The organism is Comamonas serinivorans (assembly GCF_002158865.1).
GTDB classification, from domain to species: domain Bacteria; phylum Pseudomonadota; class Gammaproteobacteria; order Burkholderiales; family Burkholderiaceae_C; genus Comamonas_E; species Comamonas_E serinivorans.
Map to the genome: position 1 here is coordinate 2892431 of NZ_CP021455.1, position 26116 is coordinate 2918546.

General features: G+C 68.1%; 21 protein-coding genes. 8 read left to right on the forward strand and 13 right to left on the reverse strand.

Going from position 1 to position 26116, the window contains the following annotated elements; genetic code table 11:
* Positions 1-8: 8 nt before the first annotated feature.
* Together CCO03_RS12205 and CCO03_RS12210 are read right to left on the reverse strand one after the other, a co-directional pair.
* The gene (locus tag CCO03_RS12205) at positions 9-1010 is read right to left on the reverse strand and encodes a Bug family tripartite tricarboxylate transporter substrate binding protein (RefSeq protein ID WP_087281415.1); all 1002 of its coding nucleotides are present in this window, start codon (positions 1008-1010) and stop codon (positions 9-11) included.
* 54 nt (positions 1011-1064) lie between these two features.
* On the reverse strand, positions 1065-1511 hold the full coding sequence (locus CCO03_RS12210) for a MaoC family dehydratase (RefSeq protein WP_236904138.1): 447 nt from the start codon (positions 1509-1511) through the stop codon (positions 1065-1067).
* Between the two features lie 218 nt (positions 1512-1729).
* Between CCO03_RS12210 and CCO03_RS12215 the strand changes: the two genes are divergently transcribed.
* Positions 1730-2641: a LysR family transcriptional regulator gene (locus CCO03_RS12215; RefSeq protein ID WP_087281419.1), complete on the forward strand. Its 912-nt coding sequence runs from the start codon at positions 1730-1732 to the stop codon at positions 2639-2641.
* Between the two features lie 267 nt (positions 2642-2908).
* Here the strand turns inward: CCO03_RS12215 and adk are convergent, their stop codons facing one another.
* The 6 genes from adk to cyoA form a co-directional block, all read right to left on the reverse strand.
* Complete coding sequence (gene adk, locus CCO03_RS12220; RefSeq protein ID WP_087281421.1) at positions 2909-3565, reverse strand: adenylate kinase; 657 nt, start codon at positions 3563-3565, stop codon at positions 2909-2911.
* A 157-nt stretch (positions 3566-3722) separates the two neighbouring features.
* A complete protein-coding gene (kdsB, locus tag CCO03_RS12225) occupies positions 3723-4499 on the reverse strand; it encodes a 3-deoxy-manno-octulosonate cytidylyltransferase (protein WP_087281423.1) in 777 nt (258 codons plus the stop codon).
* 271 nt (positions 4500-4770) lie between these two features.
* Positions 4771-5154: a cytochrome o ubiquinol oxidase subunit IV gene (gene cyoD, locus CCO03_RS12230; protein WP_087281425.1), complete on the reverse strand. Its 384-nt coding sequence runs from the start codon at positions 5152-5154 to the stop codon at positions 4771-4773.
* Entirely contained in the window at positions 5154-5786 is a 633-nt protein-coding gene (cyoC, locus tag CCO03_RS12235) for a cytochrome o ubiquinol oxidase subunit III (RefSeq protein WP_087281427.1), read from the reverse strand. The genes cyoD and cyoC overlap by 1 nt, the downstream gene beginning before the upstream one ends.
* Positions 5779-7788 (reverse strand): cytochrome o ubiquinol oxidase subunit I, encoded by a 2010-nt coding sequence (cyoB, locus tag CCO03_RS12240; protein WP_087281429.1) that lies wholly within the window; start codon positions 7786-7788, stop codon positions 5779-5781. The genes cyoC and cyoB overlap by 8 nt, the downstream gene beginning before the upstream one ends.
* A 29-nt stretch (positions 7789-7817) precedes the next feature.
* On the reverse strand, positions 7818-8801 hold the full coding sequence (cyoA, locus tag CCO03_RS12245; protein ID WP_087284625.1) for a ubiquinol oxidase subunit II: 984 nt from the start codon (positions 8799-8801) through the stop codon (positions 7818-7820).
* 361 nt (positions 8802-9162) lie between these two features.
* On the opposite strand from cyoA, the gene CCO03_RS12250 reads away from it, so the two are divergent.
* The 3 genes from CCO03_RS12250 to CCO03_RS12260 all read left to right on the forward strand — a co-directional run bounded on the left by CCO03_RS12250 (position 9163) and on the right by CCO03_RS12260 (position 15440).
* Positions 9163-10497, forward strand: coding sequence for an MFS transporter (locus CCO03_RS12250; RefSeq protein ID WP_087281431.1), 1335 nt, complete (start codon positions 9163-9165; stop codon positions 10495-10497).
* A gap of 307 nt (positions 10498-10804) precedes the next feature.
* Positions 10805-11128: a thioredoxin family protein gene (locus tag CCO03_RS12255; RefSeq protein ID WP_087281433.1), complete on the forward strand. Its 324-nt coding sequence runs from the start codon at positions 10805-10807 to the stop codon at positions 11126-11128.
* Between the two features lie 382 nt (positions 11129-11510).
* The gene (locus tag CCO03_RS12260; protein WP_087281435.1) at positions 11511-15440 is read left to right on the forward strand and encodes a type I restriction-modification enzyme R subunit C-terminal domain-containing protein; all 3930 of its coding nucleotides are present in this window, start codon (positions 11511-11513) and stop codon (positions 15438-15440) included.
* A 168-nt stretch (positions 15441-15608) separates the two neighbouring features.
* On the opposite strand, the gene CCO03_RS20605 is transcribed toward CCO03_RS12260, so the two are convergent.
* From CCO03_RS20605 to CCO03_RS12280, 5 genes are all read right to left on the reverse strand, one after another.
* Complete coding sequence (locus tag CCO03_RS20605; RefSeq protein WP_257789715.1) at positions 15609-15731, reverse strand: hypothetical protein; 123 nt, start codon at positions 15729-15731, stop codon at positions 15609-15611.
* 281 nt (positions 15732-16012) lie between these two features.
* Positions 16013-17842: an ABC transporter ATP-binding protein gene (locus CCO03_RS12265; RefSeq protein ID WP_087281438.1), complete on the reverse strand. Its 1830-nt coding sequence runs from the start codon at positions 17840-17842 to the stop codon at positions 16013-16015.
* A 5-nt stretch (positions 17843-17847) separates the two neighbouring features.
* Positions 17848-18921, reverse strand: a complete 1074-nt coding sequence (locus CCO03_RS12270; protein ID WP_087281440.1) for an ABC transporter permease — start codon at positions 18919-18921, stop codon at positions 17848-17850.
* Between the two features lie 5 nt (positions 18922-18926).
* The gene (locus CCO03_RS12275) at positions 18927-19955 is read right to left on the reverse strand and encodes a microcin C ABC transporter permease YejB (protein WP_087281442.1); all 1029 of its coding nucleotides are present in this window, start codon (positions 19953-19955) and stop codon (positions 18927-18929) included.
* A gap of 203 nt (positions 19956-20158) precedes the next feature.
* Positions 20159-22009, reverse strand: a complete 1851-nt coding sequence (locus CCO03_RS12280; RefSeq protein WP_087281444.1) for an extracellular solute-binding protein — start codon at positions 22007-22009, stop codon at positions 20159-20161.
* A gap of 39 nt (positions 22010-22048) precedes the next feature.
* Between CCO03_RS12280 and fabI the strand changes: the two genes are divergently transcribed.
* The 4 genes from fabI (at position 22049) to CCO03_RS12300 (ending at position 26064) form a co-directional block, all read left to right on the forward strand.
* Positions 22049-22864 (forward strand): enoyl-ACP reductase FabI, encoded by an 816-nt coding sequence (gene fabI, locus CCO03_RS12285; RefSeq protein ID WP_087281446.1) that lies wholly within the window; start codon positions 22049-22051, stop codon positions 22862-22864.
* 140 nt (positions 22865-23004) lie between these two features.
* Complete coding sequence (locus tag CCO03_RS12290) at positions 23005-23688, forward strand: DUF6348 family protein (RefSeq protein WP_087281448.1); 684 nt, start codon at positions 23005-23007, stop codon at positions 23686-23688.
* Positions 23689-23992: 304 nt separating this feature from the next.
* The gene (locus CCO03_RS12295) at positions 23993-24511 is read left to right on the forward strand and encodes a hypothetical protein (protein WP_087281450.1); all 519 of its coding nucleotides are present in this window, start codon (positions 23993-23995) and stop codon (positions 24509-24511) included.
* Between the two features lie 422 nt (positions 24512-24933).
* Positions 24934-26064, forward strand: a complete 1131-nt coding sequence (locus tag CCO03_RS12300; RefSeq protein ID WP_087281452.1) for an NADH:flavin oxidoreductase/NADH oxidase — start codon at positions 24934-24936, stop codon at positions 26062-26064.
* Positions 26065-26116: the final 52 nt, after the last annotated feature.

Here is a 26116-nt window from a genome sequence, read left to right on the forward strand (position 1 = left end):
CCATACTGTCAATCAAGCGACACGCCCGTGTCCTTGATGACGCCCGCCCAGCGCTTGATCTCGGCGTCGATGTAGGCGCCATACTCGGCCGGGGTGGACCCCAGCGGCACCGCGCTTTGCAGCTTGAGCTTGTCCAGCACCGCCGGGGTGTTCAGGGCCTTGGTGAACTCGGCGTTCAGGCGGTCCACGATGGGCTTGGGCGTCTTGGCCGGCACCATCACGCCTTGCCAGGCGCCGACATCGAAGCCCTTGAGGCCAGCTTCGGCCAGCGTGGGCGTGTTGGGGAAGTTGGCCAGGCGCTTGCCGGTGCTGACGGCCAGCAGGCGCAGCTTGTTGTCGGCGATGAAGGGCGCGACCGAGTTGATGGTGTCGGTCATGAAGTCGATGTGGCCGGCAACCAGGTCGGCATCGGCCGGGGCGCTGCCCTTGTAGGGTACGTGGCGCGTGTCGAGGCCAAAGCCCTGCCCCATGCGGAAGGCCGTGAGGTGCGTGGTGTTGCCCGCGCCGGCCGAGCCGTAAGTCAGCTTGCCGGGGTTGGCCTTGGCGTGGGCCACGAACTCGGCCACGTTCTTGACCGGCATCTTGGGGTGCACGACCAAAGCCATGGGCACGGTGGCCGTCAGCAGCACCGGCGCCAGGTCCTTCTTCACGTCGTAGTTCAGCTTTTTGTAGAGCGAGGGGCTGAGCGCGATGGACGAGGTGTTGTAGAGGATGGTGTAGCCATCGGCCGGGGCCTTGGCCACCAGCGCGTTGCCGATGTTGGCGTTGGCGCCGGGCCGGTTGTCCACCACGATGGTCTGGCCGATCTGCTCGGACACCTGCTGCGCCAGCACCCGACCCACCATGTCGGTCGGCCCACCGGGCGGGAACGGGATCACCAGGGTGATGGGCTTTTGCCGGGGCCAGTCATCGGCCGCCTGGGCCGCAGGGGCCAGCAGGCCCAAGCCCAGGGTCATGGTGAGCGCGGCCAGCACAGGGCGGCGCGCGCAAGGCGTGGCTTGCAAAGGCATGGGAAGTCTCCTTGTGAATCGTGGGTGGGCGGCTGCCCACGGGCACATCATGGCTCAGGTCTGCCCCTCGCCCGCCAGCAGGCGCGTGGCCACGTAGCGCATCACCTGGGTGCCAGACTGGTTGAACACGTCCACGCGCGAGGTGACCACGGCGCGGCCGCTCTGGCTGGTCGGGCGGATGTCGGTCACCTCGACCAGGGCCTCGATGGAGTCGCCCACGCACACGGGCGCCAGGATCTGCTGGTGCAGCTCCAGCATGGCCAGGCCCGTGCCCTGGATCATGGACTGCAGGATGAAGCCTTCGATGAAGGTGTAGGTGAGCGCGCCGGGCACCGGGCGGCCCCGCATGGCCGCGCCTTCAAAGGTGGTGTCCAGGAAGATCGCCTCCAGCATGCCGGTGGCGTTGACGAAGTTGACCAGGTCCGCCTCGGTGATGGTGCGCCGGAAGGTGCGCAGCTGCTGGCCCACCTGCAGCTCTTGCCAGACGAAGCCACGCCCCATGCGGGGCACCTGCGCGTAGCCGGGCTGCCCCGGTTTGAGCGCCGCAGAGGCAGGCGGCGCGGGCGGCTTGCCCGTGGCCGAGGAAGAGCTGGTCATGGTGTCTCCTGATGCGGCCGGCGGGGTCTGTGCCGCCCATGCTCGTCCGCTGGTTCGACGCCGATTATTGAAAACTCGCCTTAAACTTGTCTAGTATTCATTTGGTCTTCTGTGATAGCACCATGATATCAACCGATTTTCGCCAGCTGCGGCATTTCGTGGTGCTGGCCCACACGCTGAACTACCGCAAGGCCGCCGAACAGCTGCACATGGCGCAGCCGCCGTTGTCGGCCTCCATCCGCCGGCTGGAAGAGCGCCTGGGGGTGCAACTGTTCGAGCGCGACCGGCGCGGCACGGCGCTGACCGCCGCCGGCCTGCTGGCCCTGCCCCATGCCGAGCAGGCCTTGCACCACGCGCAGGCCTTTGCCACGGCTGCGCAAGCCGCCGCCGTGGGCGAGCGCGGCCACCTGCACATCGGCTTTGTGGGCTCGACCACCTACGAGCTGCTGCCCCGCCTGGTGCAGCTGGTGCGCGAGCGCCTGCCCCAGGTCGAGCTGGAGTTGACCGAAAGCCCCAGCAGCGACCTGTGCGCCATGCTGCGCCAGGGCGCGCTGCATGCAGCCTTGCTGCGCTACCCGGTCACCGTGGCCCAGGGGCTGAACCTGCAACCCCTGCACGAAGACAGCCTGATCGCCGCCGTGCCCGCCGGCCATGCCCTGGCCGCGCGCAAACGCGTGGCGCTGGCCGAGCTGCAGGGCCAGCCCTTCATCCAGTACAGTCCCACGCAGGTGCCCGGCCTGCACGCACTCATCGAAGCCGCCTGCCAGCGCGCGGGCTTCCAGCCCCGCTCCCAGCAGCATGCGACGCAGGCGCAGACCATCCTGAGCCTGGTGCAGGCCGGCCTGGGCGTGGCGCTGGTGCCCGCTGCCATGGCGCGCACCGCCACGCACGGCGTCCACTTCCTGCCGCTGAACGACGTCGGCCACATGTCGGCCACCGGCGTCGCCCTGGCCTGGGAGCCCGAACGCGACACCCCGCTGACCCAGCGATTTCGCGAGCTGCTGATGCAGGCCCTGCCGGGATGGGCGCTGTGACGGACGGGGGCTCCGCGAAGCGCAAGTCGCACCGGGGGCCGGGCGTCACGTCCTCAGGACTGAACCGGCCACGCTTCGGCAAGCCAGGTGCCCCGAACGGTCTGCAATGGAGTATCGCCTCATTCTCGTTATTGATCCAACGGAAAGCGAGGCATACTCCTAAGGCAATAAAAAAGCCGGTGCAGACACCGGCTTGAGTGACAGGGCCCCGCAGGACCGGGACAGGCCCGCACGCCAAGGCGCAGGCCGGTCGTGACCCGCGCGGGGTCAGCTGGCCAGCGCAGCCAACGCGCGCTGGGTGATCTCGTCCACCGAACCGGTGCCGCTGATCTTGCGGTACTTGGGTGCAGCGGCCGCGTCGGCAGCCGCCCAGTTGCTGTAGTAGTCGACCAGCGGGCGCGTCTGCTTGCTGTAGACGTCCAGGCGCTCGCGCACGGTGGCTTCCTTGTCGTCGTCGCGCTGCACCAGGGGTTCGCCGGTCACGTCGTCCTGGCCCTCGACCTTGGGGGGGTTGAACGTGACATGGTACGTGCGGCCCGAGCCGGGGTGGCTGCGGCGGCCGCTCATGCGCTCGATGATGGCGTCGAACGGCACGTCGATCTCCAGCACGTAGTCGAGCTTGACGCCCGCGGCCTTCATCGCGTCGGCCTGCGGGATCGTGCGCGGGAAACCGTCGAACAAAAAGCCCTTGGCGCAGTCAGGCTGGGCGATGCGCTCTTTCACCAGGTTGATGATGAGGTCGTCGCTCACCAGCTGGCCCGCATCCATCACGGCCTTGGCCTGCAGCCCCAGCGGCGTGCCGGCCTTGACGGCGGCGCGCAGCATGTCACCCGTCGAAATCTGGGGAATGCCGTACTTCTCGCAAATGAACGCCGCTTGCGTGCCTTTGCCAGCGCCAGGCGGGCCAAGAAGAATGAGCTTCATGATGAATCCTTGTCAGTTTTGAAAATCGTCGCGCCTGTGCAGCCACAGGCCCTGGAATGCAGCGGGCCCAGGCAGTGCCGGGGCCAAAACGGCACGCAGGATAGCACGCACCTCCGTGGCGCTCCGGGCGCACGAGACAATGCGTTACGAGCCCCTCTCAGCGGCCCTCGCCCGCCCCCGCGGCAAAGGTGGCCTGCACGTGCTTCAGGTCCTCGGGCGTGTCGACCCCACGACCGGGCGCCTCGGCGGTGACGTGCACCGCGATGCGGTGGCCGTGCCACAGCGCCCGCATCTGCTCCAGCGATTCGCAGCGCTCGATGGGCGCCTGCGCCAGCGTGGGAAACGCACGCAGAAAGCCGACCCGATAGCCGTAGATGCCGATGTGCCGCAGCGGTGCAGGATCGGTCGGCAGCGCCTGCACGCCGTCGGCGAACCCATCGCGCCACCAGGGCATGGGGGCGCGGCTGAACGACAGGGCCAGGCCATGGCGGTCGGTCGTCACCTTCACGACATTCGGGTTGACGAAATCGGCCAGCGTGTCGATGGCGTGCGCGGCGGTGCTCATGGACGCCTGCGGATGACGGACCAGCAGCTCCGCCACGGCGTCGATCAGCGCCGGGGCGATCAAGGGCTCGTCGCCCTGCACGTTGACGACACAGGCTTCATCGGCCAGACCCAGGGCCGCGCAGGCCTCGGCCAGGCGGTCGCTGCCGCTGGGGTGGTCGGCGGCGGTCAGCACCGCCCGCACGCCGTGGGCCTGGCATGCGGCAACAACCTCGGGCGCGTCGGTGGCGACCACCACCTCCGTCGCCTGCGACTGGCGGGCGCGCTCGGCCACGCGCACCACCATGGGCTTGCCGCCCAGGTCGGCCAGCGGCTTGTTGGGCAGGCGGGTCGACGCCAGACGCGCCGGAATCAGAACGGTGAAGGGCATGGGGTCAAGCGCTTTCATGAAGGCGGTGTAGCGGGCTTTTCGGCGGCCTTCGTGGAGGCCTGCGCGGCGCGCAATCCGAGCGTGGGCAATCTGAAGACACGAAGGGTATGCCAAGCTCTCCGTTTCATCAACAACGGCATTGGACCCATACCCCTTGCCCCAAATGCAAATCAGCCAGCAACGGGTGCTGGCTGATGGCTTGGCGGCATGCAGTGCGCATGCGGGGCCGGCAACAAGCCCACGCCGGCTTGGCCGACGGGGCCTGGCGGCATCACGGCGCGCCGTGCTGCACGCCCTGCGGGTGCATGGGCATCATGTTGGTGTTCATGTGGAACATGACCCACAGCGTGCCGGCGATAGCGATGGCCACGAAGACCACGGTGAAGATGGTGGACAGCATGGTCCAACCGCCTTCGACCTTGCCGTTCATGTGCAGGAAGAACACCATGTGCACGATGATCTGCACCACCGCGAAGGCGCCCAGCACCAGCACGGCGGTCGAGCGGTTGGCGATGATGTCGGTCATCACCAGCCAGAACGGGATGGCGGTGAGGACGATGGAGAGCACGAAGCCCCACATGTAGCCCGAGAACGTGCTGTGCGGGCCATCGTCGTGGTGGTGGTCGTCGTGACCGTGAACGTCTTGTGCACTCATCAGAGCACCCCCATCAGGTAAACAAAGGTGAACACGCCGATCCAGACCACGTCCAGGAAGTGCCAGAACATGGACAGGCACATCAGGCGACGCTTGTTTTCGTGGATCAGGCCGTGCTTGCTGATCTGGATCATCAGCACGACCAGCCAGATCAGGCCGAAGGTCACGTGCAGGCCGTGGGTGCCCACCAGGGCAAAGAAGGCCGACATGGCGGCGCTGCTCTGCGGGCCCGCGCCCACGTGGATCAGGTGGTGGAACTCGTAGAGTTCGACCGCCAGGAAGCACAGGCCGAAGAAGCCGGTGATGGCCAGCCACAGCAGCGTGCCGCCCTTGTCATTGACCTGCTTGCGCAGCATGGCAAAGCCGAAGGTGATGGACGACAGCAGCAGGAAGGCCGTGTTCAGGGCCACCAGCGTCAGGTCGAACAGCTCGGCGCCGTTGGGCCCGCCCGCAAAGTTGCGGCCCAGCACGCCCCAGGTGGCGAACAGCGACGCGAAGATGAGGCAGTCGCTCATCAGGTAGAGCCAGAAGCCCAGCGCGGTGCCGTTCTCGGGATGGGGCTCGTGTGCGAGGTGGTACTCGCGCGTGGCCAGGGCGGCTGTGCCGCCAGCGTTCAGGTGTGGATTAGACATGTGCGGCAGCCAGCTGTTGCGTGCGCTTTTCTTCCGTGGCCGCCACGTCGGCCGCCGGGATGTAGTAGTCGCGCTTGTAGTTGAAGGTGTGAATGATCGAGGCCAGCACGGTGCCGGCGAACGATGCGATGGCCAGGGGCCACATGTGCCAGATCAGGGCGAAACCCAGCACCGTCGACAGGCCGGCGACCACGATGCCGGAACCGGTGTTCGCAGGCATGTGGATGGGCTCGAAGCCGGTCAGCGGACGCTGGTAGCCGTGCTTCTTCATGTCCCACCAGGCATCGACGTCGTGCACCACGGGCGTGAAGGCGAAGTTGTACTGCGGCGGGGGTGACGAGGTGGCCCACTCCAGCGTGCGGGCATCCCAGGGGTCGCCGGTTTCGTCACGCAGCTTGTCGCGCTGCAGGTAGCTGACCACGAGCTGGATCAGGAAGCAGCCGATGCCGGCGGCGATCAGGGCCACACCGAAGGCGGCAATGATGAACCAGATCTGCAGCGAGGTGTCTTCGAAGTGGTTGGCGCGGCGCGTCACTCCCATCAGGCCCAGGATGTACAGCGGCGTGAACGCCACCCAGAAGCCGACCAGCCAGAACCAGAACGACGCCTTGCCCCAGAACTCGTTGAGCTTGTAGCCAAAGGCCTTGGGATACCAGTAGTTGATGCCGGCGAACACGGCGAACACCACGCCGCCGATGATCACGTTGTGGAAGTGCGCGATCAGGAACAGCGAGTTGTGCAGCACGAAGTCGGCCGGCGGCACGGCCAGCAGCACGCCCGTCATGCCGCCGATGGCGAAGGTGACCATGAAGCCCACCGACCACAGCATGGGCACGCTGAAGCGGATGCGGCCCTTGTACATGGTGAACAGCCAGTTGAAGATCTTGGCGCCCGTCGGGATCGAGATGATCATGGTCGTGATCCCGAAGAACGAGTTCACGCTGGCCCCCGAGCCCATGGTGAAGAAGTGGTGCAGCCACACCAGGTACGACAGGATGGTGATACAGACCGTGGCGTACACCATGGAGGTGTAGCCAAACAGGCGCTTGCGGCTGAACGTGGCCACGACTTCCGAGAAGATGCCGAAGGCGGGCAGCACCAGGATGTAGACCTCGGGGTGGCCCCAGATCCAGATCAGGTTCACGTACAACATGGGGTTGCCACCCAGGTCGTTGGTGAAGAAGTTGGTGCCCACATAGCGGTCCAGCGACATCAGCACCAGGGCAGCGGTCAGCACCGGGAACGAGGCCACGATCAGGGCGTTGGTGCACAGCGAGGTCCAGGTGAAGACGGGCATCTTCATCAGGTTCATGCCGGGCGCGCGCATCTTGATGATGGTGACGATCAGGTTGATGCCCGACAGCGTGGTCCCCACCCCGGCGACCTGCAGCCCCCAGATGTAGTAGTCCAGCCCGGTGCTCCCGCTCTGGTGTCCCAGGTTGGACAGCGCCAGCCAGCCCGAGGTCGAGAACTCGCCCAGGAACAGCGAGATCATGACCAGCACAGCACCGCCGGTCGTCATCCAGAAGCTGAAGTTGTTCAGGAACGGGAACGACACGTCACGCGCGCCGATCTGCAGCGGCACCACGTAGTTCATGAAACCCGTCACGAACGGCATGGCCACGAAGAAGATCATGATCACGCCGTGGGCCGTGAAAATCTGGTCGTAGTGGTGCGGGGGCAGGTAGCCCATGTTGTCGCCAAAGGCCATGGCCTGTTGCAGACGCATCATCACCGCGTCGGCGAAGCCGCGCAGCAGCATGACCAGCGCCAGCAGCATGTACATGATGCCGATCTTCTTGTGGTCGATGGAGCAGATCCAGTCGTTCCACAACGGGCCCCAGAGCTTGAATTTGGTGATGCCGGCCAGCACAGCCAGACCACCGAGCACCACGGCAATGAAAGTCACCAGCACGATGGGCTCGTGCGTCATGGGAATCTGATCCCAGGTGATGCGACCCAACAGCCAGTGGGCCGGCGTAGTTTGTTCAGACACAGACATGTTTCTTGTCTCTCAATGATTGCTGGGGCTCAATGGCCCGCCTGGGGCGCGGATGCGGGCGTTTCAGACGCAGGCGCAGCCTGGGCGCTGGCCGGTTGCAGGCCGGCGTCCTTGGCCATGATCTCGTGCATGCAGACTTGGCCGTCTTCGACGCAGCGGTTCAGGATGCGCTGATAGAGCTGGTCTTCCACCGACGAGAACAGCTGCACGGGGTTGCGCTCGCTGGGCTTGACCAGCTCGCGGTAGGCATCGCGCGACAGCGGCTGGCCTTCCGCCTTGGCCTTGGCCACCCAGGCGTCGAAGTCCTGATCCGACAGGCCATGGAACTTGAACGTCATGCCCGCAAAGCCGGCGCCGCTGTAGTGCGCCGACTTGCCGGGGAATTCACCGGGCTTGTTGATGACCGCGTTGAGCTGCGTCTCCATGCCGGGCATGGTGTAGATCATGCCGGCCAGGTCCGGCACGTAGAACGCGTTCATGGTGTGGGTCGAAGTCAGCTTGAAGCGGATCGGACGATCCACCGGCGCGGCCAGCTCGTTGACCGTCGCAATGCCCTGCTCCGGCAGGAAGAACAGCCACTTCCAGTCCAGCGACACGACTTCCACCTCGAGCGGCTTCACATCGGGGCTCAGCGGCTTGTCGGCCGAGATGCGGTCCAGCGGGCGATAGGGATCGAGCTGGTGCGTGGTGATCCAGGTCAGGGCGCCCAGCGCGATGATGATCAGCAGCGGCGCGGACCAGATGATCAGCTCCAGCTTGGTGGAGTGGTGCCAATCGGGGTCGTAGTCGGTTTCGGCGGCCTTGCCGTTCTGGCGGTAGCGCCAGGCGAACAGCAGGATCAGGACGATCACCGGCACCACGATGAGCAGCATGAGGGCGGTGGCAACGACGATCAAACGGCCCTGTTGGGCCGCAATGTCGCCAGCGGGATTGAGTACCACGAGCTCGCAGCCGGCAAGTAAACCGACGGCGGCGAGCACGATGGCACTGCGGAGCAAGTTGATGAGACGCATGCTTTGGCAGACCAGAAGGTGGATGAGCCACACTGTTTTGGGGAAAACCCGGTGGGTCGGCGGGAATGTACGGCAAAACCAGGGGCACGCCTATAGGACGTTTTGTCCTATTGCACCCCGAAACAGTGCACACCCCAGGTCAGCCCAGCGCTGAAAGCAACGCTATCGTTTTTGCACCGCAGCGCTGCGGCCCTGATCCGCGCGGCGATTGAGCCTGTAGGGGCCCTGCTCCCCTCAGGAAAACCCTTGTCACCGCCGGCCTTTCTGCGCCCTGTTTTCCCCTATCCTGTGAAGCGTGCCCAGGGCACAAGCGGTTGCACTGCGGTGGTGCAACCGAGTTTGCTGCAGTAAGTGAGGGACCATGGCCACCTTGACCCAAACCTTTCCCACGCCAGCCGGTTCGCCGGGTGTCGGATCGTCTGCACCGTCCCAGGAGGACGTGAAGCCTGGCGACATCGCCGTGGGCGTGATCATCGGACGCACCTCCGAGTATTTCGACTTCTTCGTCTACGGCATCGCCTCGGCGCTCGTGTTTCCCAAGGTGTTCTTCCCCTGGTTGCCGGGCCTGGAGGCCACCCTGTGGTCCTTCGCGCTCTTTGCACTGGCCTTCATCGCGCGCCCCATCGGCACCGCGCTGTCCATGGCCATCCAGCGCCGCTGGGGCATGGCCACCAAGTTGACCACCGCGCTGTTCCTGCTGGGCACCTGCACTGCGTGCATCGCCTTTCTGCCGGGCTACGAGGTCCTCGGCATCCATGCCGTGATCCTGCTGGCCCTGTTTCGCTTTGGCCAGGGCTTGGCCCTGGGCGGCTCCTGGGACGGCCTGCCGTCGCTGCTGGCCATGAATGTGCCCCAGGAGCGCCGCGGCTGGTACGCCATGATGGGCCAGTTGGGTGCGCCGATCGGCTTCATCATCGCCAGCGGCTTGTTCGCCTACCTGTACACCAGCCTGTCGCACGACGACTTCTTCAGCTTCGGCTGGCGCTACCCCTTCTACGTGGCCTTCGCGATCAACGTCGTGGCCTTGTTCGCCCGCCTGCGGCTGGTCATGGACGATGAGTTCCAGACCATGCTGGCCCGCAGCGAACTCACCCCGGTCGACGTGGGCGAGCTCATGAGCAACCAGGGACACAACGTGATCATCGGCGCCTTCGCCGCGCTGGCGAGCTTCGCGCTGTTCCACCTGGTGACGGTGTTCCCGCTGTCCTGGGTGCAGCTGTTCACCTCGCAGCCGGTGGGCGAGTTCCTGGAGGTGCAGATCGTCGGCGGCTTCCTCTGCGCCATCGCCGTCGTGGTGTCGGGCTGGGCCGCCGACCGCTTCGGCCGCCGCAACACCCTGGGCTCCATGGCGGCGCTGATCGCCTTGTTTGCCCTGGCGGCGCCCATGCTGCTCAAAGGCGGCACGGCGGGCCAGAACACCTTCCTGCTGCTGGGCTTCGTGCTGCTGGGCCTGTCCTACGGCCAGTCCTCGGGCACCGTGACCTCGAACTTCCTGTCCAAGTACCGCTACACCGGCGCCGCCTTGACCACCGACCTCGCCTGGCTCATCGGCGCAGCCTTTGCGCCCCTGGTGGCGCTGGGCCTGTCGGCTTACTTCGGACTGGGCTACCTCAGCGTCTACCTGCTGTCGGCCTGCGTGTGCACGCTGGGCGCCCTGGCGCTGAACAAGTCCCTGGAATCGCGCGACAGCCAGTGAGCCTGGTTGGCCGCGGTCACCCCCTCAGGCACCTTCGGGTGCCTTTTTCATGCCCTGCCTCCATGCCTTCAATCTGACGCTCAGCTGTCTGCGCGCCAGCCACGCCGTTCCGGTTCCGGCGTCAGGATGAAGCCGAGTCTGCAGCGGGCTCGGCCGCCAACCGCGTCGGCTTCGCGCCACAGCACGGTGTGGATGCCGGATGCCAGCAGCCAGCAGCGCCGGCGACCTGGACCACCAGCATGTCGTTGCGGCCTCTGCATCGGCCTGGTGGCCGCCCGCCGGGTAGCCCTGGCGCACAATCCCTGCCATGAGCTACACCGCCAACTTCGCCCCCGAAACCCTCTCGCGCGCCGAGGTCGACGCCCAGCGCGGGCCGCTGGTGCTGGAATTCGGCACCAACTGGTGCGGGCACTGCCAGCGCGCGCAGCCCTCGGTACAGGCTGTGCTGGCCGCGAACGACGTGCCGCACGTCAAGGTGGAAGACGGTTCCGGCCGCCCCCTGGGCCGCTCGTTTGGCGTGCGCCTTTGGCCCACGCTGGCGTTCCTGAAGGACGGGCAAGAGCTGGCACGCGTGGTGCGCCCCACCGACACGTCCGAGCTGAGCCAGGCCCTGAGCCGCATCCTGACGTGAGACACAGCGAACCGCGGCACACATCCGCCCTGCTGGCCGGGCCTTGACTCCCCCGCCGCAACTCACCACCCGCGCTCGGGCCCAGTGCATCCACCCTCAAGCCGGCTCCGGTGACGCCCATCTCCGCATCGGTCTGACCGTCCGCACGCATGGCTGACGGCCACACCTGCCATGCCGCTCATGGCTGACGGGATCCAGCCGTGCTTGGTGCAATGCGGCGCGGCTCCAGCAACCAATCTCGATACGGAGTATGGATCCATCTCCGTCAATTTTTCATCGGCAACCACCCCATACCTCAACCCCTCGACAAGAAAAACACCCTCGTCCCGCTCGCACCGCCCACACCAATCAGCCCTGCTGCAAGACCACCGACAATCGCCGCATGAGCGCCGGCCCCGACTCCTCCAACTTCGACTTTCTGCGCAAACGTGAGCCTGAACTCTGGCAACTGGGCCAGCAGGCCGAGCGCTATTTCCATCCTGACCCCAACACCTGCCTGCTCAAGCTGCGCCAGTTCGGCGAAGTGCTGGCGCAGACGCTGGCCCAGCGCACCGGCCTGCAGCCCGAGCCGGGTGAAAGCCAGTTCGAGCTGATCGGCCGGCTGCAGCGCGCGCAGGTCGCCCCGTACGAGGTGAGCGACCTGCTGCACAAGGTGCGCATGATCGGCAACGATGCCAACCACGCCCAGTCGGGCGACCACCGCAGCGCGCTGACCACGCTCAAGCTGTGCTGGCAACTGGCGGTGTGGCTGCACCGCCAGTTCGAGGCCCCGGGCTTTCGCTCCGGCCCGTTTCGCCCGCCCGAAGCCCGGCAGGACGCCCCGCCCTCTGCGGCAAGCCCCGCGCTGTTGCAGGAGCTGAGCCGGCTGCGTGAACGCGTGCGCAGCCACGAACACAGCCTGGGCCGGGCGCGCCAGGCCCAGCAAGCCGCCGAGGCCGCGCACCGCGCCGCCCAGGCCACGCTCCAGACCCTGCAGGCCCAGCAGGCGGGCCTGCACAGCCAGACCCGATCGCAGACCCAGGCCCTCGCCAGCGCCCAGGCCGAGCGCGATCGCCTGCACCGCGAGCTGCAGGCCGCACAGGCCGAAGCCGACCACTGGGAGCAGCGCGCGCAAGCCCGGCTCGCGGACGACGACGCATCGACCGCCGAGCCACCCATCGTCTGCCTCGACGAGTTCGAGGCCCGCACGCTGGTGGACGTGCAACTGCGCGCCGCAGGCTGGCAGGCCGACAGCGAGCACCTGAGCTTTGCGCAAGGCGCCCGGCCCCAGCCCGGCGTGCACCAGGCCATCGCCCACTGGCCGCTGCTGGGCGGCGGCCCATCGGGCCTGGGCGAAGCCGACTACGTGCTGTTCCTGGGCCTGGAGCCCGTGGCCGTGGTCGAGGTGCAGCCCACGCGGCTGGATTTGTCCACCAGCATGCCGCTGGCCGAGGCCAAGGCGCAGCGCCTGCAGCCGCTGGATGACCAGCTGGCCTGGCCCGCCCCGCGCTGGCTGTATGCGGCCAATGGCCGGCCCTGGATGCCGTGCCTGCCCAACAAGAGCGGCATCTGGTTCCGCGACGGCCAGTGCGCCACCCACCTGCCGCACGACCTGCCGGAATTCCACCGGCCGCAGGACCTGGTGCACTGGCGGGCACGCACACCCGTCCGCCAGGCCTTGCCCGACCTGCAGCATCCGGCCTGGCGCGCCCTGGGCCTGCGACCGCACCAGACGGCCGCCCTGCACGCCGCCGAAGCCGCCCTCGGGGCCGGTCAGCGGCGGGTCCTGCTGAGCTTGGCGCCCGGCACGGGCAAGCGCCGCACGGCCGCCGTGCTGGCACTGCATCAGCTGGCCGCCAGGCAGGCGCGGCGCATCCTGTGGCTGGACCACAGCTCGGCCGCCGCGCCGGCGCGCGTGCAGCGCATCGACCAGGCGGCGGACCTGTGCGCATTGCTGGGCCTGCCCGCCAGCGCGGCCCGCCTGCTGCCCGCATCGGCCGATGGCGGCTGGGAGCTGGTCCACACCACCGCCACGGCCCTGGCGGACTTGCTGGCGCGCGACCCCGTGCGCCAGGCACAGGGCACGACACCGACCCACCCCTCACCCACGCATGGCGACGACATCCCTTGGCGCCAGGCCGAGTTCGACCTCATCCTGGCCCTGGACAGCCTGCCGCCCGGGTTGCAGGCCGACCGGCCTGCTGGTGCTGCCGCGGCCTCGCCGGTCGAAGAAGCCACACAGGCCGCCTCATCCGGCCTGACGCTGCAGCAGCTGTTGGCCGACACCAGCGAGGTGCTCGGGCGCTTCGACTGTCCGGCCATCGGGCTGGCGGCAGCCCCCACCGTGCACATGCAGGCCTGGTTTGGCGCGCCGGTGTTCGACTACGACCTGGCGCAAGCCGTGGTCGACGGCGTTCGCCTGGACCATGCCCCGCCGCTGGTGCTGCACACCCACCTCTCGGTCGCCGGCCTGGTGCTCAAGCCCGGCCAGCACGTGCCGCTGCTCGACCTTGCCAACCAGGACGTGCGCCCCCACACCCAGGCTCACGCCAGCGCGTACGAGCTGGAGGACTACAACCGCCGCGTCATCGTCTCGGCCCACACCCAGGCCGTCTGCGAGGCCGTGGCCCGCGAACTGGACCCGGGCGCGGGCGACAAAACCATCGTCTGCTGCGTCAGCGCCGAACACGCCGACCGCGTCGCCCTGGCCTTGACCCGCGCGCTGGGGCAACGCTTTCCCGGCCTGCCCGCGCACGCCGTGGTCCGCCTCGATGCCGACCTGCCCCAGGCCGACACCTTGCGCACCGCCTTCGCCAGCCAGCCCCTGCCGGCCATCGCCGTGTCGGCCCGCAGCATCGCCACCTGGCCCGCGCTCGCGGGGGTGGACACCCTGGTCCTGCTGCGGCGCGAGGACAGCACGCTGTGGCTGGACCAATGGCTGTCGCGCGCCGCCCGGCCAGCGGCTGTGCCGCACGAGGCCGCCCTGGCCTCGCCTCGCACCTTCCGCATCCTCGACGGCGCCAGCCAGTTCGAACCGGCGATGCGGTGGCACGACCTGGACCTGCAACCCACCAAGCCCGGCACCCCAGCACACGCGGCTGCGCCGGCCAGCCCTGCCCGGTCGTCGGCATCGGCCCCCGCTGCGCAGGCCAAGGCCGTGGCGCCCGCACGCAAACGCGGCAAACGCGCGGCCCGTGCCAAGCAAGTCCGCACGGCCGCGCAGGCCAGTGCCGCGATCAGCCAAGCCAAGGCGGCCGGTCTGCCGCCCATCACCGCCTTGGTGGCCGAGCTGTTGCGCGTGGACACGGCCGCCGCGCGCACGCGGCTTGTGCAGGCCCTGGGCGCCAGCTTGGCGCCCCTCGATGCGGCGGCCCTGCCCATCAGCCGCCACATCGTCGAGCAGGCCTGCGGCCAGCCGCTGGCCCGGCTCGGCGACCACCTGGCCACCCTGCCCGACGCGGCGCGAGCCCCCTGGTGGCAGGCCCGCCCCGGCCTGGCTGAATTGCTGGATGCCCTGCGGCCGCCCCCACCGCCGCTCACCCACCTGCCCGTCAGCGACGAGCCAGACATGCTGCTCGACATCAGCCCCAGCTGGGGCGACGTGGCACGCTGGGTGCCGGCTGCCGACACGGCGCCCGCGCGCCGGCCCGGCGCCTGGCGCAGGGTTGCCCCCGCCGTGCGCGACACCGACGAGCCGCACGCGATGCAGTGGCAACCCATCCATGCGGCCTCGGACGTCCTGACCGGTTTGGAGCACTGGCTGCGCGGCCTGCAGGCCTGCGCACAGGCCGGTCAGGCCCTTGAAACACGGCAGTACCCACAGGTTGGCGTCAGGTCAGCATCGCCCATCGGATCAAACTCCCCGCTGTTCCCACAAGCTGCGCTGCGAGCTCTGCACGGCCTGTGCACAAACCCCGCTCAGGTGGCACAGGCCGACATGCGGGCGCTGTCGGTGGCGCTGCAGGCCGCGGGTTTTGGCGAGGCCAGGCTCATGGCCGCGTGGCAGGCCCGCACTGGCCAGACGCTGTGGCCCGGCCATGCCGGCTGGATCCGACACCTGCTCTGCGGCGACGCGCTGATCAGCCGCCAAACCCGCGTGCAAACCGCGCTGGCGAAGCTGACCAGCCACGCCGCCCTGGGTGACGCGCAGCGCGACGCCTGGCAGGCCCTGGCCGCCCAGGCCAGCCAGCTGCTGACGCCGGACCTGGCGCAATGGGCCGAACCACGCCCCCACGAAACCCCCACGCAAGCGCTGGCCCGCCTGAACGCGCTGTTTCCGCCTGGCGCACAGGCCTGCGTGGACGCCCTGCGCCAAGCCCTCTGGGCTGTGTGACGCGCTGTTGCCCCACCGCGGAGCACGAAGCACTCACCGCTCGGTGCAAGGCGACATACCCGGTGCGGCATCGCCCGATCCAGCGGTCAGCGGCCCGACGGACCGAGCAGGTCCTTCGCAGCGTTGATCAGCACGTGGGCGAGCGGCGCGGCCATGACGGGTGTTGGATCAGGTTGAGCCGTTCACGCCCGCCATCGCCCAGCCGGTCGCCTTCGGCAATGCCTTGTGAACTGGGTATGCAGTGCTTTCCATTTTCAAAATACCGATCATGGCCAGATACTGGACGCGCATGGTGACTTGGCCCTTGACGATACGCCAACCGCGCCCACACCGATGCGTTGTGCGTGCCGCGCCCACACAGCGCCAGGTGCGCATCGTCCGCGTCACCGCAAAAGTGGACCGCCCGATGACGGCGGCGTGATCTGGGGGCACAGGGCGTCAACGGCCGCGATGGCCTGGCCGCGGCGACAGGCCGGGTGCGCGATGGTTGAGATCGCTGGGGGATGGGGCACAACGACCTCCTCCGCCCTGTCGGCTCGGCAGCAGCCACACGCCGCACCCGGCGACCGCGTTCACAGGCTGGATTCGCGGATCAAGGCCTGGGTGTATGGGTGCTTCGGCGATTTCAGCACCTCGTCCACGGTGCCGTACTCCAGGGTCTTGCCGTCCTTCATCACCAACACGTCGTGCGCCATGGCGGCCACCACCTCCACGTCGTGGGTGATGAGGATGTAGCCCAGGCCCCGCTCTTTCTGCAGCCGCTGCAGCAGCGACAGCACCTGCTTTTGCACCGTGACGTCCAGCGCGCTGGTGGGCTCGTCCAGCACCAGCAGGTCGGGCTGGGCGATGAGGGCGCGCGCAATCGCCAGGCGCTGGCGCTGGCCGCCCGAAAACTCGTGCGGGTAGCGTTGCAGCAGACCCGGGAACTGGTCCTCGGTCAGCCCCACCTCCGCCAGCACAGCGCGCACGCGGTCGGCGCGGGCCGCTGCGTCAAGCTGGGGCTCGTGCACGATCAGCCCCTCGCCGACCAGCTCCTCGACCAGCATGCGCGGCGACAACGAGGAGAACGGGTCCTGGAACACCACCTGCGCCAGCCGCCGCAGCGGCTTGTTGGCGCGCTCTTGCCGCTGCCAGGCCTGGCCAGCCACGTGCAGCTCGCCCTCGCTGGGCAGCAGCCCCAGCACCGCCTGCGCCAGCGTGGACTTGCCCGAGCCCGATTCGCCGATGATGCCCAGCGTCTGCGCCCGGGGCAGGCTGAAGCTCACGTCCTGCACGGCGACGAACCAGTCCTTGCGGAACCAGCCGGCCACCCCGGCGCGCGGCTTAGCGTAGCGCACGCGCACGTCGCGCGCCTGCGCCAGCGGCGTGTCGCCGGCCTGCGGCGGCTGGGCCGGCAACACATCGCGCACAGGGCGAGACTGCAGCAGCTTGCGGGTGTAATCGTGGCCAGGCGCCGCAAACACATCGTCGACCGGACCATACTCGACCGCCTGACCAGCTTGCATCACCAGCACCGAATCGGCGAAGCGCTGCACGAGGTTGAGGTCGTGGGTGATCAGCACCAGCGACATGCCCTGCTCGGCCTGCAGCCTGGCCATCAGCTGCAGGATCTGCAGGCGCAGGTTCACATCCAGCGCGGTGGTGGGCTCGTCGGCCAACAGCAGGCGCGGTTCGCAGGCCAGCGCCATGGCGATCATGGCGCGCTGCCGCTGCCCGCCCGACAGCTGGTGCGGATAGGCCAGCGCACGCCGCGCCGGCTCGGGGATGCCCATGTCCTGCAGCAGCGCCACGGCGCGGGCCCAGGCCTCGCGCCGGCTGGCCGCCCGCTTGAGCTGCACCACCTCGGCAATCTGCTCACCCACCGTGAGCAAGGGGTTCAGCGCCGTCATGGGCTCTTGAAACACCATGGCGATGTCGTCGCCCCGGATGCCGCGCAACTGCCGCTCTGGCAGGGCGAGTAAATCAACACCCCCACGCTCCCCTGCGCTGCGCGCATGGTCCGCTGCCCCTTGACCGGGCGTCCCCCCAGGGGGCTGGCCTTGCTTGGGGTGGCCCTGCGCTGCGGCCGCAATGCACCCACGTTCCCCTGCACTGCGCGCGGGGTCCGCTGCCCCTTGACCCGGCGTCTCCCAGGGAGACTGGCCTGCGGGTGCGTTGTCCCCCAGTCCGGTGCCTGGGGTCCACCAGGCATGACCACTGACCTCGGCACCCTCGGCCAGGCCCAGCAGGGCCAGCGCACTCAGCGTCTTGCCCGAGCCCGACTCGCCGACGATGGCCAGTTTCTCGCCCGCCGCCAGCGTGTAGCTCAGACCTTTGACCACGGCCTTGGCCCCGAAGCTCACGTGCAGGTTCTGCACCTGCAGCAGCGGCTGCGCGGGGTCGGTGGAATCGCCGGGGGACATCGGGCTCATGCGGGTTGCTTTCGCGGGTCCAGCGCGTCACGCAGGGCATCACCCGTGAACGTGAGCAGCAGCAGGGTGATGACGAGCACGGCAAAGGTCGACAGCGAGATCCACCAGGCGTCGATGTTGTTCTTGCCCTGCGACAACAGCTCGCCCAGGCTGGGTGTGCCCGGCGGCACGCCCAGCCCCAGGAAGTCGAGCGAGGTGAGCGCCAGGATGGCCGCGCTCATGCGGAACGGCAGAAAGGTCACCACGGGCGTCAGGCTGTTGGGCAGGATGTGGCGCCAGACCAGGCGGCTGCGCGACACGCCCAGCGCCCGGGCCGATTTCACGTAGTCGAGCTGGCGATTGCGCAGGAACTCGGCGCGCACGTAATCCGACAGCCCCATCCAGCCGAACAGGCTCAACAGGATCAGCAGCAGCGCCACGCTGGGCGCGAACACGGCGCTGAAGATGATGAGCAGGTAGAGCTCGGGCATGGACGACCAGATCTCGATGAAGCGCTGCCCCACCAGGTCGATCTTGCCGCCGAAAAAGCCCTGCAGCGCCCCCGCAGCCACGCCCAGCACCACCCCGATGGCCGTCAGCGCCAGCCCGAACAGCACGCTGACGCGAAAGCCGTAGATGAGCTGTGCCAGCAGGTCGCGCCCCCGGTCGTCGGTGCCCAGCAGGTTGTCGGACGTGGGCCCGCTGGGCGTTGGCGCCTGGGCAAAGTAGTTGATGGTGCCGGCGCCATACCGGTTCAGGGTGAACAGGGCCCAGTTGCCGTCGGCAGCCAAGCGATCGCGGATGAAGGGGTCGAGGTAGTCGGTGGGGGTTTCAAAGTCGCCGCCGAATGTGGTCTCGGGGTAGTCACGCCACATCGGCCAATAGGTCTGGCCTTCATAGCGCACCACGATGGGCCGGTCGTTCGAGATCAGCTCCGCCCCCAGGCTGAGCACCACCATCACCACGAACACCACCAGGCTCACAAACCCCAGCCGGTTGCGGCGAAACCGCTGCCAGGCCCGGCGCGCGGGTGACAGGCCCACGGGTGCGCCAGGCGCCTGAGGAGAAGACGAAACCGGACTGGCGGACATGGGCCTCACTCGAACTTCACGCGCGGGTCGACCCACACGTAGCAGAGGTCGCTGATGAGCTTGGTCACCAAGCCGATCAGCGTGAACAGGAACAGCGTGCCCAGCACCACGGGGTAGTCGCGGCGAATCACGCTCTCGTAGCTCAGCAAGCCCAGGCCATCGAGCGAGAACAGCGTTTCGATGAGCAAAGCGCCGGTGAAAAAGGCCCCCACGAAGGCCGCCGGAAAGCCCGTCACGATGGGGATGAGCGCATTGCGGAACACATGCTTCCAGAGCACCTGGCGCTCGCTCAGGCCCTTGGCGCGCGCCGTCAGCACATACTGCTTGCGGATCTCCTCGAGGAAGCTGTTCTTGGTCAGCATGGTGGTCACCGCGAACGCCCCCGCCACCATGGCCGTCACCGGCAAGGCGATGTGCCAGAGGTAGTCCACGACCTTACCCATCAGGCCGAGCTCGTCGAAATTGGGCGACGTGAGGCCCCGCAGCGGGAACCATTGCAACTGGCCGCCAAAGATCACCAGCAGCAGCACGCCGAGCACAAAGCCCGGAATCGCATAGCCCACCAGCACCACCACGGTGGTCACCAAGTCAAACCGCGAACCCGCGCGCACGGCCTTGGCGATGCCCAGGGGCACCGAGATCAGGTAGCTGATGAAGAAGGTCCACAAGCCCAGGCTGATGGAGACGGGCAGCTTCTCCTGGATCAGCGTCCACACGGCCTTGTTCTGGAAAAAGCTCTTGCCCAGGTCGAAGCGCGCGAACTGCCCCACCATCTGCACAAAGCGCTCGGGCGCCGGTTTGTCGAAACCGTAGAGCTGCTTGATCTGCGCCAGGCGCGCCTCGTCCACACCCTGCGCCCCGCGATACGCCATGCCACCGCCCTCGGCACCCCCGCCCGCACCGGCGCGCGCTTCGGCCAGGTATTGCTCCACCGGGCCACCGGGCACGAACTGGATCACCACGAAGGTGAGCAACAGCACCCCCAGCAAGGTGGGGATCATCAGCAGCAGGCGTTTGAGGATGTAGGCAAACATGGGCGGTGCATCACCTCGGGTGAAAGCGTGGTCGAGGATACCCGCTGACCTGCAGCCCCTCGGCATCGGCATGTGACAAGCTGCTGGCCAAAGGCATCTTCAACATGGGTATCAGGCCATTCATAAAGTTTAACGAACGACCACCCAACCATACCCCATACCACAGAATGCAACACCAGGAGCTACCTCGACCACCCTGCGCCTCACTTGGCCCACCAGGTGTCGACGGCCCAGCTCTCACCCTGAAAGTACTTGGGGGTGATGGCTGGCTTGTCCAGCCGCCAGTCGTTGTAAGCCATGCGCGCCACCCCCGAGTACCACTGCGGCAGCAGGTAGTGGCTCTGGCTGATGACACGGTCCAGCGCACGGCAGGCGGCCAGGTAGCGCGGCTGTTCGTCTGCACTCACCATGATCTGGATGAGTGCATCGACCGCCGGGTTCTTCACCCCCGCCAGGTTGCCCGAATCCACCACGTCCGCCGCCTGACTGCCGAACAGGTCCGCATACTCCTGGCCCGGGTTGATGGAGCCCTGGTAAGCGATGCTGGTGATGTCGAAATCGAACTTCTGCAACCGCTGCTGGTACAGCGCGAAATCGACCGCGCGGTAGTTCAGCGTGATGCCCAGTTTTTCCAGGTTGCGCTGCCACGGTGACACCGTGCGGATGCCGGTTTCCTGGCTGTCGAGGTACTCCAGCACGAAGGGCTGGCCCTTGGCGTTCTTCAGCACCCCGCCCTGCACCGTCCAGCCGGCCTCTGCCAGCAAGGCCTGCGCCTGGCGCAGGTTTTCGCGCAAGCCATAGGGGCTGCCATCGGTTCGCGGCGCCACATAGGCCTCGCCGAACGCTGCGGGGGGTATCTGGGCGCGCCAGGGGTTCATCAACGCCAGCTGGGCGGCGTCGGGTTCGCCTTTGGCCTGGCAGGCGGTGTTGCCAAAGATGCCTTCCACGCGGTGGTAGGCGCCATAGAACAGCTGCCGGTTCATCCACTGGTAGTCGATGGCCAGACCCAGGGCCTGACGCACGCGCATGTCCTGCAACAGCGGCTTGCGCGTGTTGAGCACATAGCTCTGAAAGCCCGTGGGGTTCTGGTTGCGGAACTCCCCCTTGACCAGCTCGCCCGACCGGAACTTGGGACCGTTGACACGGCGCGCCCAGTCGCCCGCCGAGTAGAAGGCCATGAGGTCGAACTCGCCGGCCTTGAGCGCCTCCAGCCGCGCAGTGCTGTCCTTGTAGATCTTGACCAGGATGCGGTCGAAGTTGGCCGTGCCGCGCCGCACGTTCAGGTCGCGCGCCCAATACCGGGGGTCGCGCACGTAGGTCACGTCGCGGCCGAACTTCACTGGACCGATCTTGTAGGGGCCGGAGCCAATCGGCGTGTCCATGACCACCTGGTCGAACGGCTTGCCCGCCCCCCAGTGCCGGCTGAACACGGGCAGCGCACCGACGGTCAGCGGCAACTCGCGGTTGGGGGCCTTGAAGCGAAAGCGCACCGTGCGCGCATCCAGTGCCTGTGCGCCTGCGACGTCGATCAACAGCGTTTTGTACGCGGGTGAGGTGTAAGGGCCAACCAGCGTCTCGTAGCTGTGCACGACATCCTGCGCCGTCACCGGGCTGCCATCGTGAAAGCGCGCTTCGGGCCGCAGCCGGAAGGTGACCGAAAGCCGGTCGGGCGCCACCACCACGTCCTCGGCCAGCAAGCCATAGGCCGCGCCCGGCTCATCGAGCGAGCTGACCAGCAGCGTGTCGAACATCAGCGCGCTGAGGTAAGCCGGCGCATTGCCTTTGATGGTGAACGGGTTGAACTTGTCGAAGGTGGACACGCGCAGGTTGCTCACCAGGCGGATCTCGCCGCCCTTGGGCGCCTGCGGGTTGACGTAGGCGAAGTGATCGAACCCCGGTGCGTACTTCAGGTCGCCCCACAGCGCATACCCATGGGCAGCCCAGGCCGGCTGGGCCAGCACGGCCGCCAGGGCCAGGCCCGCTCCCAGGCGGCGTAGGCCCCAGGCGCGGGGGCGGCGCGTGTCACGCGATGGGCGGCGAGCGAATACCTGCATGCGACAATTCTGCAAGATATTTCCACGGAGCCTATTCGCATGAGTCAACACCCCACTGGATTCCTGAGCGGCAAAAAACTGTTGATCACCGGTGTGCTGTCCAACCGGTCCATCGCCTATGGCATTGCCAAGGCCTGCCGCGCCCAGGGCGCCGAGCTGGCGTTCAGCTACGTGGGCGAGCGGTTCAAGGACCGCATCACCGAATTCGCCGCCGAGTTCGACTCGCAGCTGGTGTTCGACTGCGACGTGGGCGACGACGCCCAGATCGACGCCATGTTCGCCGGCCTGGGCGCGGCCTGGGGCACGTTCGACGGCTTCGTGCACGCCATCGGCTTTGCGCCGCGCGAGGCCATCGCCGGCAACTTCCTCGACGGCCTGACGCGGGAAAACTGGCGCATCGCGCAGGACATCAGCGCCTACTCCTTCCCCGCCATGGCCAAGGCCGCGCTGCCCTTGCTCAACGACAAGTCGGCGCTGCTGACGCTGTCTTACCTCGGCGCACTGCGGGCCATCCCCAACTACAACACCATGGGCGCGGCCAAGGCCAGCCTCGAAGCCTCGGTGCGTTACCTGGCCGAAGCCGTGGGCCGCACCGCCGACGGCCGCTCGATCCGCGTCAACGGCATCTCGGCCGGTCCCATCAAGACGCTGGCGGCCTCGGGCATCAAGGACTTCGGCAAGCTGCTCTCGCGCGTGGCCGATGCGGCCCCGCTGCGCCGCAACGTCACCATCGAGGACGTGGGCAACGTCGCCGCCTTCCTGCTGAGCGACCTGGCCAGCGGTGTGACGGCCGAGATCACCTACGTCGACGGCGGCTTCAGCGAAACCGCCGGCCTGTCGGCCGATCAGGTCTGATCGGCGGCTGAGGCGCGGGCCGCGCCCGCCCATGGACGCAAACCCGGTTCGCCGGGTTTTGCTTTTTCTGCAGTATCCCGCTGTTGCCGTTGACTTTGAAACGGCGATGGCACCATACCCCTTCTGACACCGCATTCCGCATGTCCAACGACCCCGTCCCCCCACCGGAAGCCCCGGCGCAGCCCGACGCCAACCCCGCGCAGGCCGCGCTCACGGCGCTGCTGGCCGCCCATGGCCTGCCTGTCGAGGACTACAACGGCTGGCTGCTGCCGCATGGCCAGCCTCCTGGCCTCAGTGCGCGCTGGACGCCGGCCTCGAACGGCCACGCCCTCATCGGCGTGCTGAGCGTGGTGCTGCGCATGGCCGACCGGCGCGAAATCGTCGAGAACTTCGCCGGCCTGGGCGAGGGCGAAGCCGGCCTGCGCGACGCCCTGGCCAGCTTTGCCGAGGGCGGCTTGCACGCCATGCTGGCCGCCATCTGGAACCTGCGCGGCGAAGCCCTGCCCGAGCCCGAGCGCTGGACCGTCAAAGGCCAGACCTACGAGGTGTTCAGCGGCCCCTGGCAGCTGCGCAACAACGCCCCCTTGCCCGGCGACATCGAGGCCCACCTGCGCGCCTGGATCGAGCACGAGCCGCTGGACCAGGCACTGCACTGGTTCCGCTTCTTCGTCTCGCAGCACGAGGGCAGCCTGGGCATCGAGGCGCTGAAAGACAACGCCCTGTGGGAGCCCGGCAAGCACCTGGCCGAGCTGGACTGGGCATCCAGCGATGCGTTCTACAGCGCGCGGCGGTTCATGCTGCTGCGGCGCGTCGACGAGGTCTGAACGGGGCAGACTCGGGCGGGCACCGCCGCGCGCGTCAGCTCGGCAAGGCCAGCCCCGCAAACTGGAGGCTCGCAGCCCACGGCAAGGCCGCACCAGGGCACTGAGCGCCAAGCCATGCGTTGGCGGCCTGCCGCCAGCGACCAGCGCTGCAAGGCGCGTACAGACCACACCCATGTCGCCCCAGGCAGCACCTGACCCAAAATGGCCGGCAGGACCCAGGCGCCCCCTTGGAAATCGATCCACGCTGCCCAGTCCAGCCCCGCACAACCGACACGCTGCCGCACGCGCGTGAACGGACGCCACCATGAACACCCTGAGGCACCCCATCTTTGGCGAACTACCCCGCCAAAACGGCCACACAGCCTTTGCCGATGCCCTGTGGACGGGTCAGGTGCAGCTGGCGGCGCAGGCGGTGCCGGTCCACCTCCGGGCGGGCGACCACGCCCTGGACCTGCCGCTGCTGGATCAGCTCGCCGCGCACCGGCACCAGCTGCCGCAGCTCGACGCCACCGCGCGCCAGCACCTGCGTGCGCACCTGGACGCGAACCGCGATGACATCGACTTCCATGTGGACGAAGCGCCGCGGCAACGCCCCGACCTGGATGGGTCCTTCGTTCAGACGCTGGCGCCGTCGGGCCAGGGCGCGGCCGTCGCCACCGACGACTTCGTCCAGGCCCTGCGCCTGAATGCGGTGTCGCTGTCGTGCGCGGGCCTCTGCCTGGACGACGTGATTGGCCTGGGCCTGCAAGGCATCGCCGACCAGATCCTCGCGGTCCGCTTCACCGCACAAGGGGCCTTCTTGCACGTCAGCGAAGAAAGCTGAGCGCCGCCGGCACACGCCCGATGCCCATGCGCGTGTGGCCGTCGTGATGCCCGCGGCACATCAACGCCAGCGCGTGAGCTCGCGACTTCAGCCGCCGGCTGGGTGCAGCCGGCGGGCTGGGTTTTCAGCCTCGGAGCCTCACAACCCCGATGCGCCCGCTGCCAACGCCTTGATCGCCAACCGCCTGAAACCCCAAGCTCCGGCGTGGCTTTGCGGCGCGCCGGCAAGCGGCGACCGCGGCGTCGCATACTCCCCCGTCTCATCGGCCACACCCGTCACACCTGTCGTCCTCCATCGGCCTGCCAGGCCTGCCCCGGCGATCACTGCCCATCCCGCCATGCTCAGGCCCACGTGCCACCAGATGTAGCCGCAACCACAGCCCCTTGCGGGCGACCTTCGCAACTGCCACGCACTTTCCGCCCATGTCCCACCTGTTTTCCCCGATCGCCCTCGGCCCGCTGACCTTGCCCAACCGCATCGTCGTCGCCCCCATGTGCCAATACTCGGCCGACGATGGCCGCGCCACCGCCTGGCACTGGCAGCACTGGGCCAACATGAGCCTGGCCAACCCCGGCCTCTTCATCGTCGAGGCCACGGCCGTGTCGCCCGCTGCCCGCATCAGCTGGGCCGACCTGGGCCTGTGGGACGACGGCTGCGAGGACGCCATCGCCGGTGCGCTGCGCTTTGCGCGCGGCGTGGCACCGCACACGGCCATGGCCATCCAGCTGGCGCACGCCGGCCGCAAGGCCTCGACCGAGAAGCCCTGGGTGGCGCAGGGCCAGCTCATCCCGCCCCATGATCCGCATGGCTGGCAGACCGTGGCCCCGAGCGCCCTGCCCTTTCGGGCCGCAGACCCCGCGCCGCACGCCCTCAGCGAGGCCGAGATCGACGCCGTCGTCGACGACTTTGCCGCCGCCGCCCGCCGCAGCGTACGCCTGGGCTTCGATGCCATCGAGGTGCACGGCGCCCACGGCTACCTGCTGCACCAGTTCCTCACACCGCTGGCCAACCAACGCACCGACGCCTGGGGCGGCTCGCTGGCAGGCCGCATGCGCCTGGCGCTGCGCGTGTTCGACGCCGTGCGCGCGGCCGCGCCCGACATCGCCGTGGGCATGCGCATCTCGGCCACCGACTGGGTGAACGGCGGCTGGGACCTGACGCAAAGCGTCGCCCTGGCCACCGCCCTGCAGGCCCGCGGTTGCGACTTCCTGCACGTCTCGTCGGGCGGCGCCGACGTGCGCCAGCAGCTGCAGATCGGCCCCGGCTACCAGGTGCCATTTGCCGGCGAGCTCAAGCGCGCGCTGGCCGATGCAGCCGCGCCGGCCGCCACACCCATGCCGGTCATCACCGTGGGCCTGATCACCGAGCCGAGCCACGCCGAGGACATCCTGGTGCGCGGCGAGGCCGACGCCATCGGCCTGGCCCGGGCCATGCTCTACAACCCGCGCTGGCCCTGGCACGCCGCCGCCGAGCTGGGTGCCAGCCTGCATGCCCCCGCGCAGTACCTGCGCTGCGAGCCACTCGGCCACCGGGGGTTGCTCAAGCCTGATTGAAATCAGGCAGTATGAACCCATCACCGATTATTCTTGAACGAGCATGCATGCA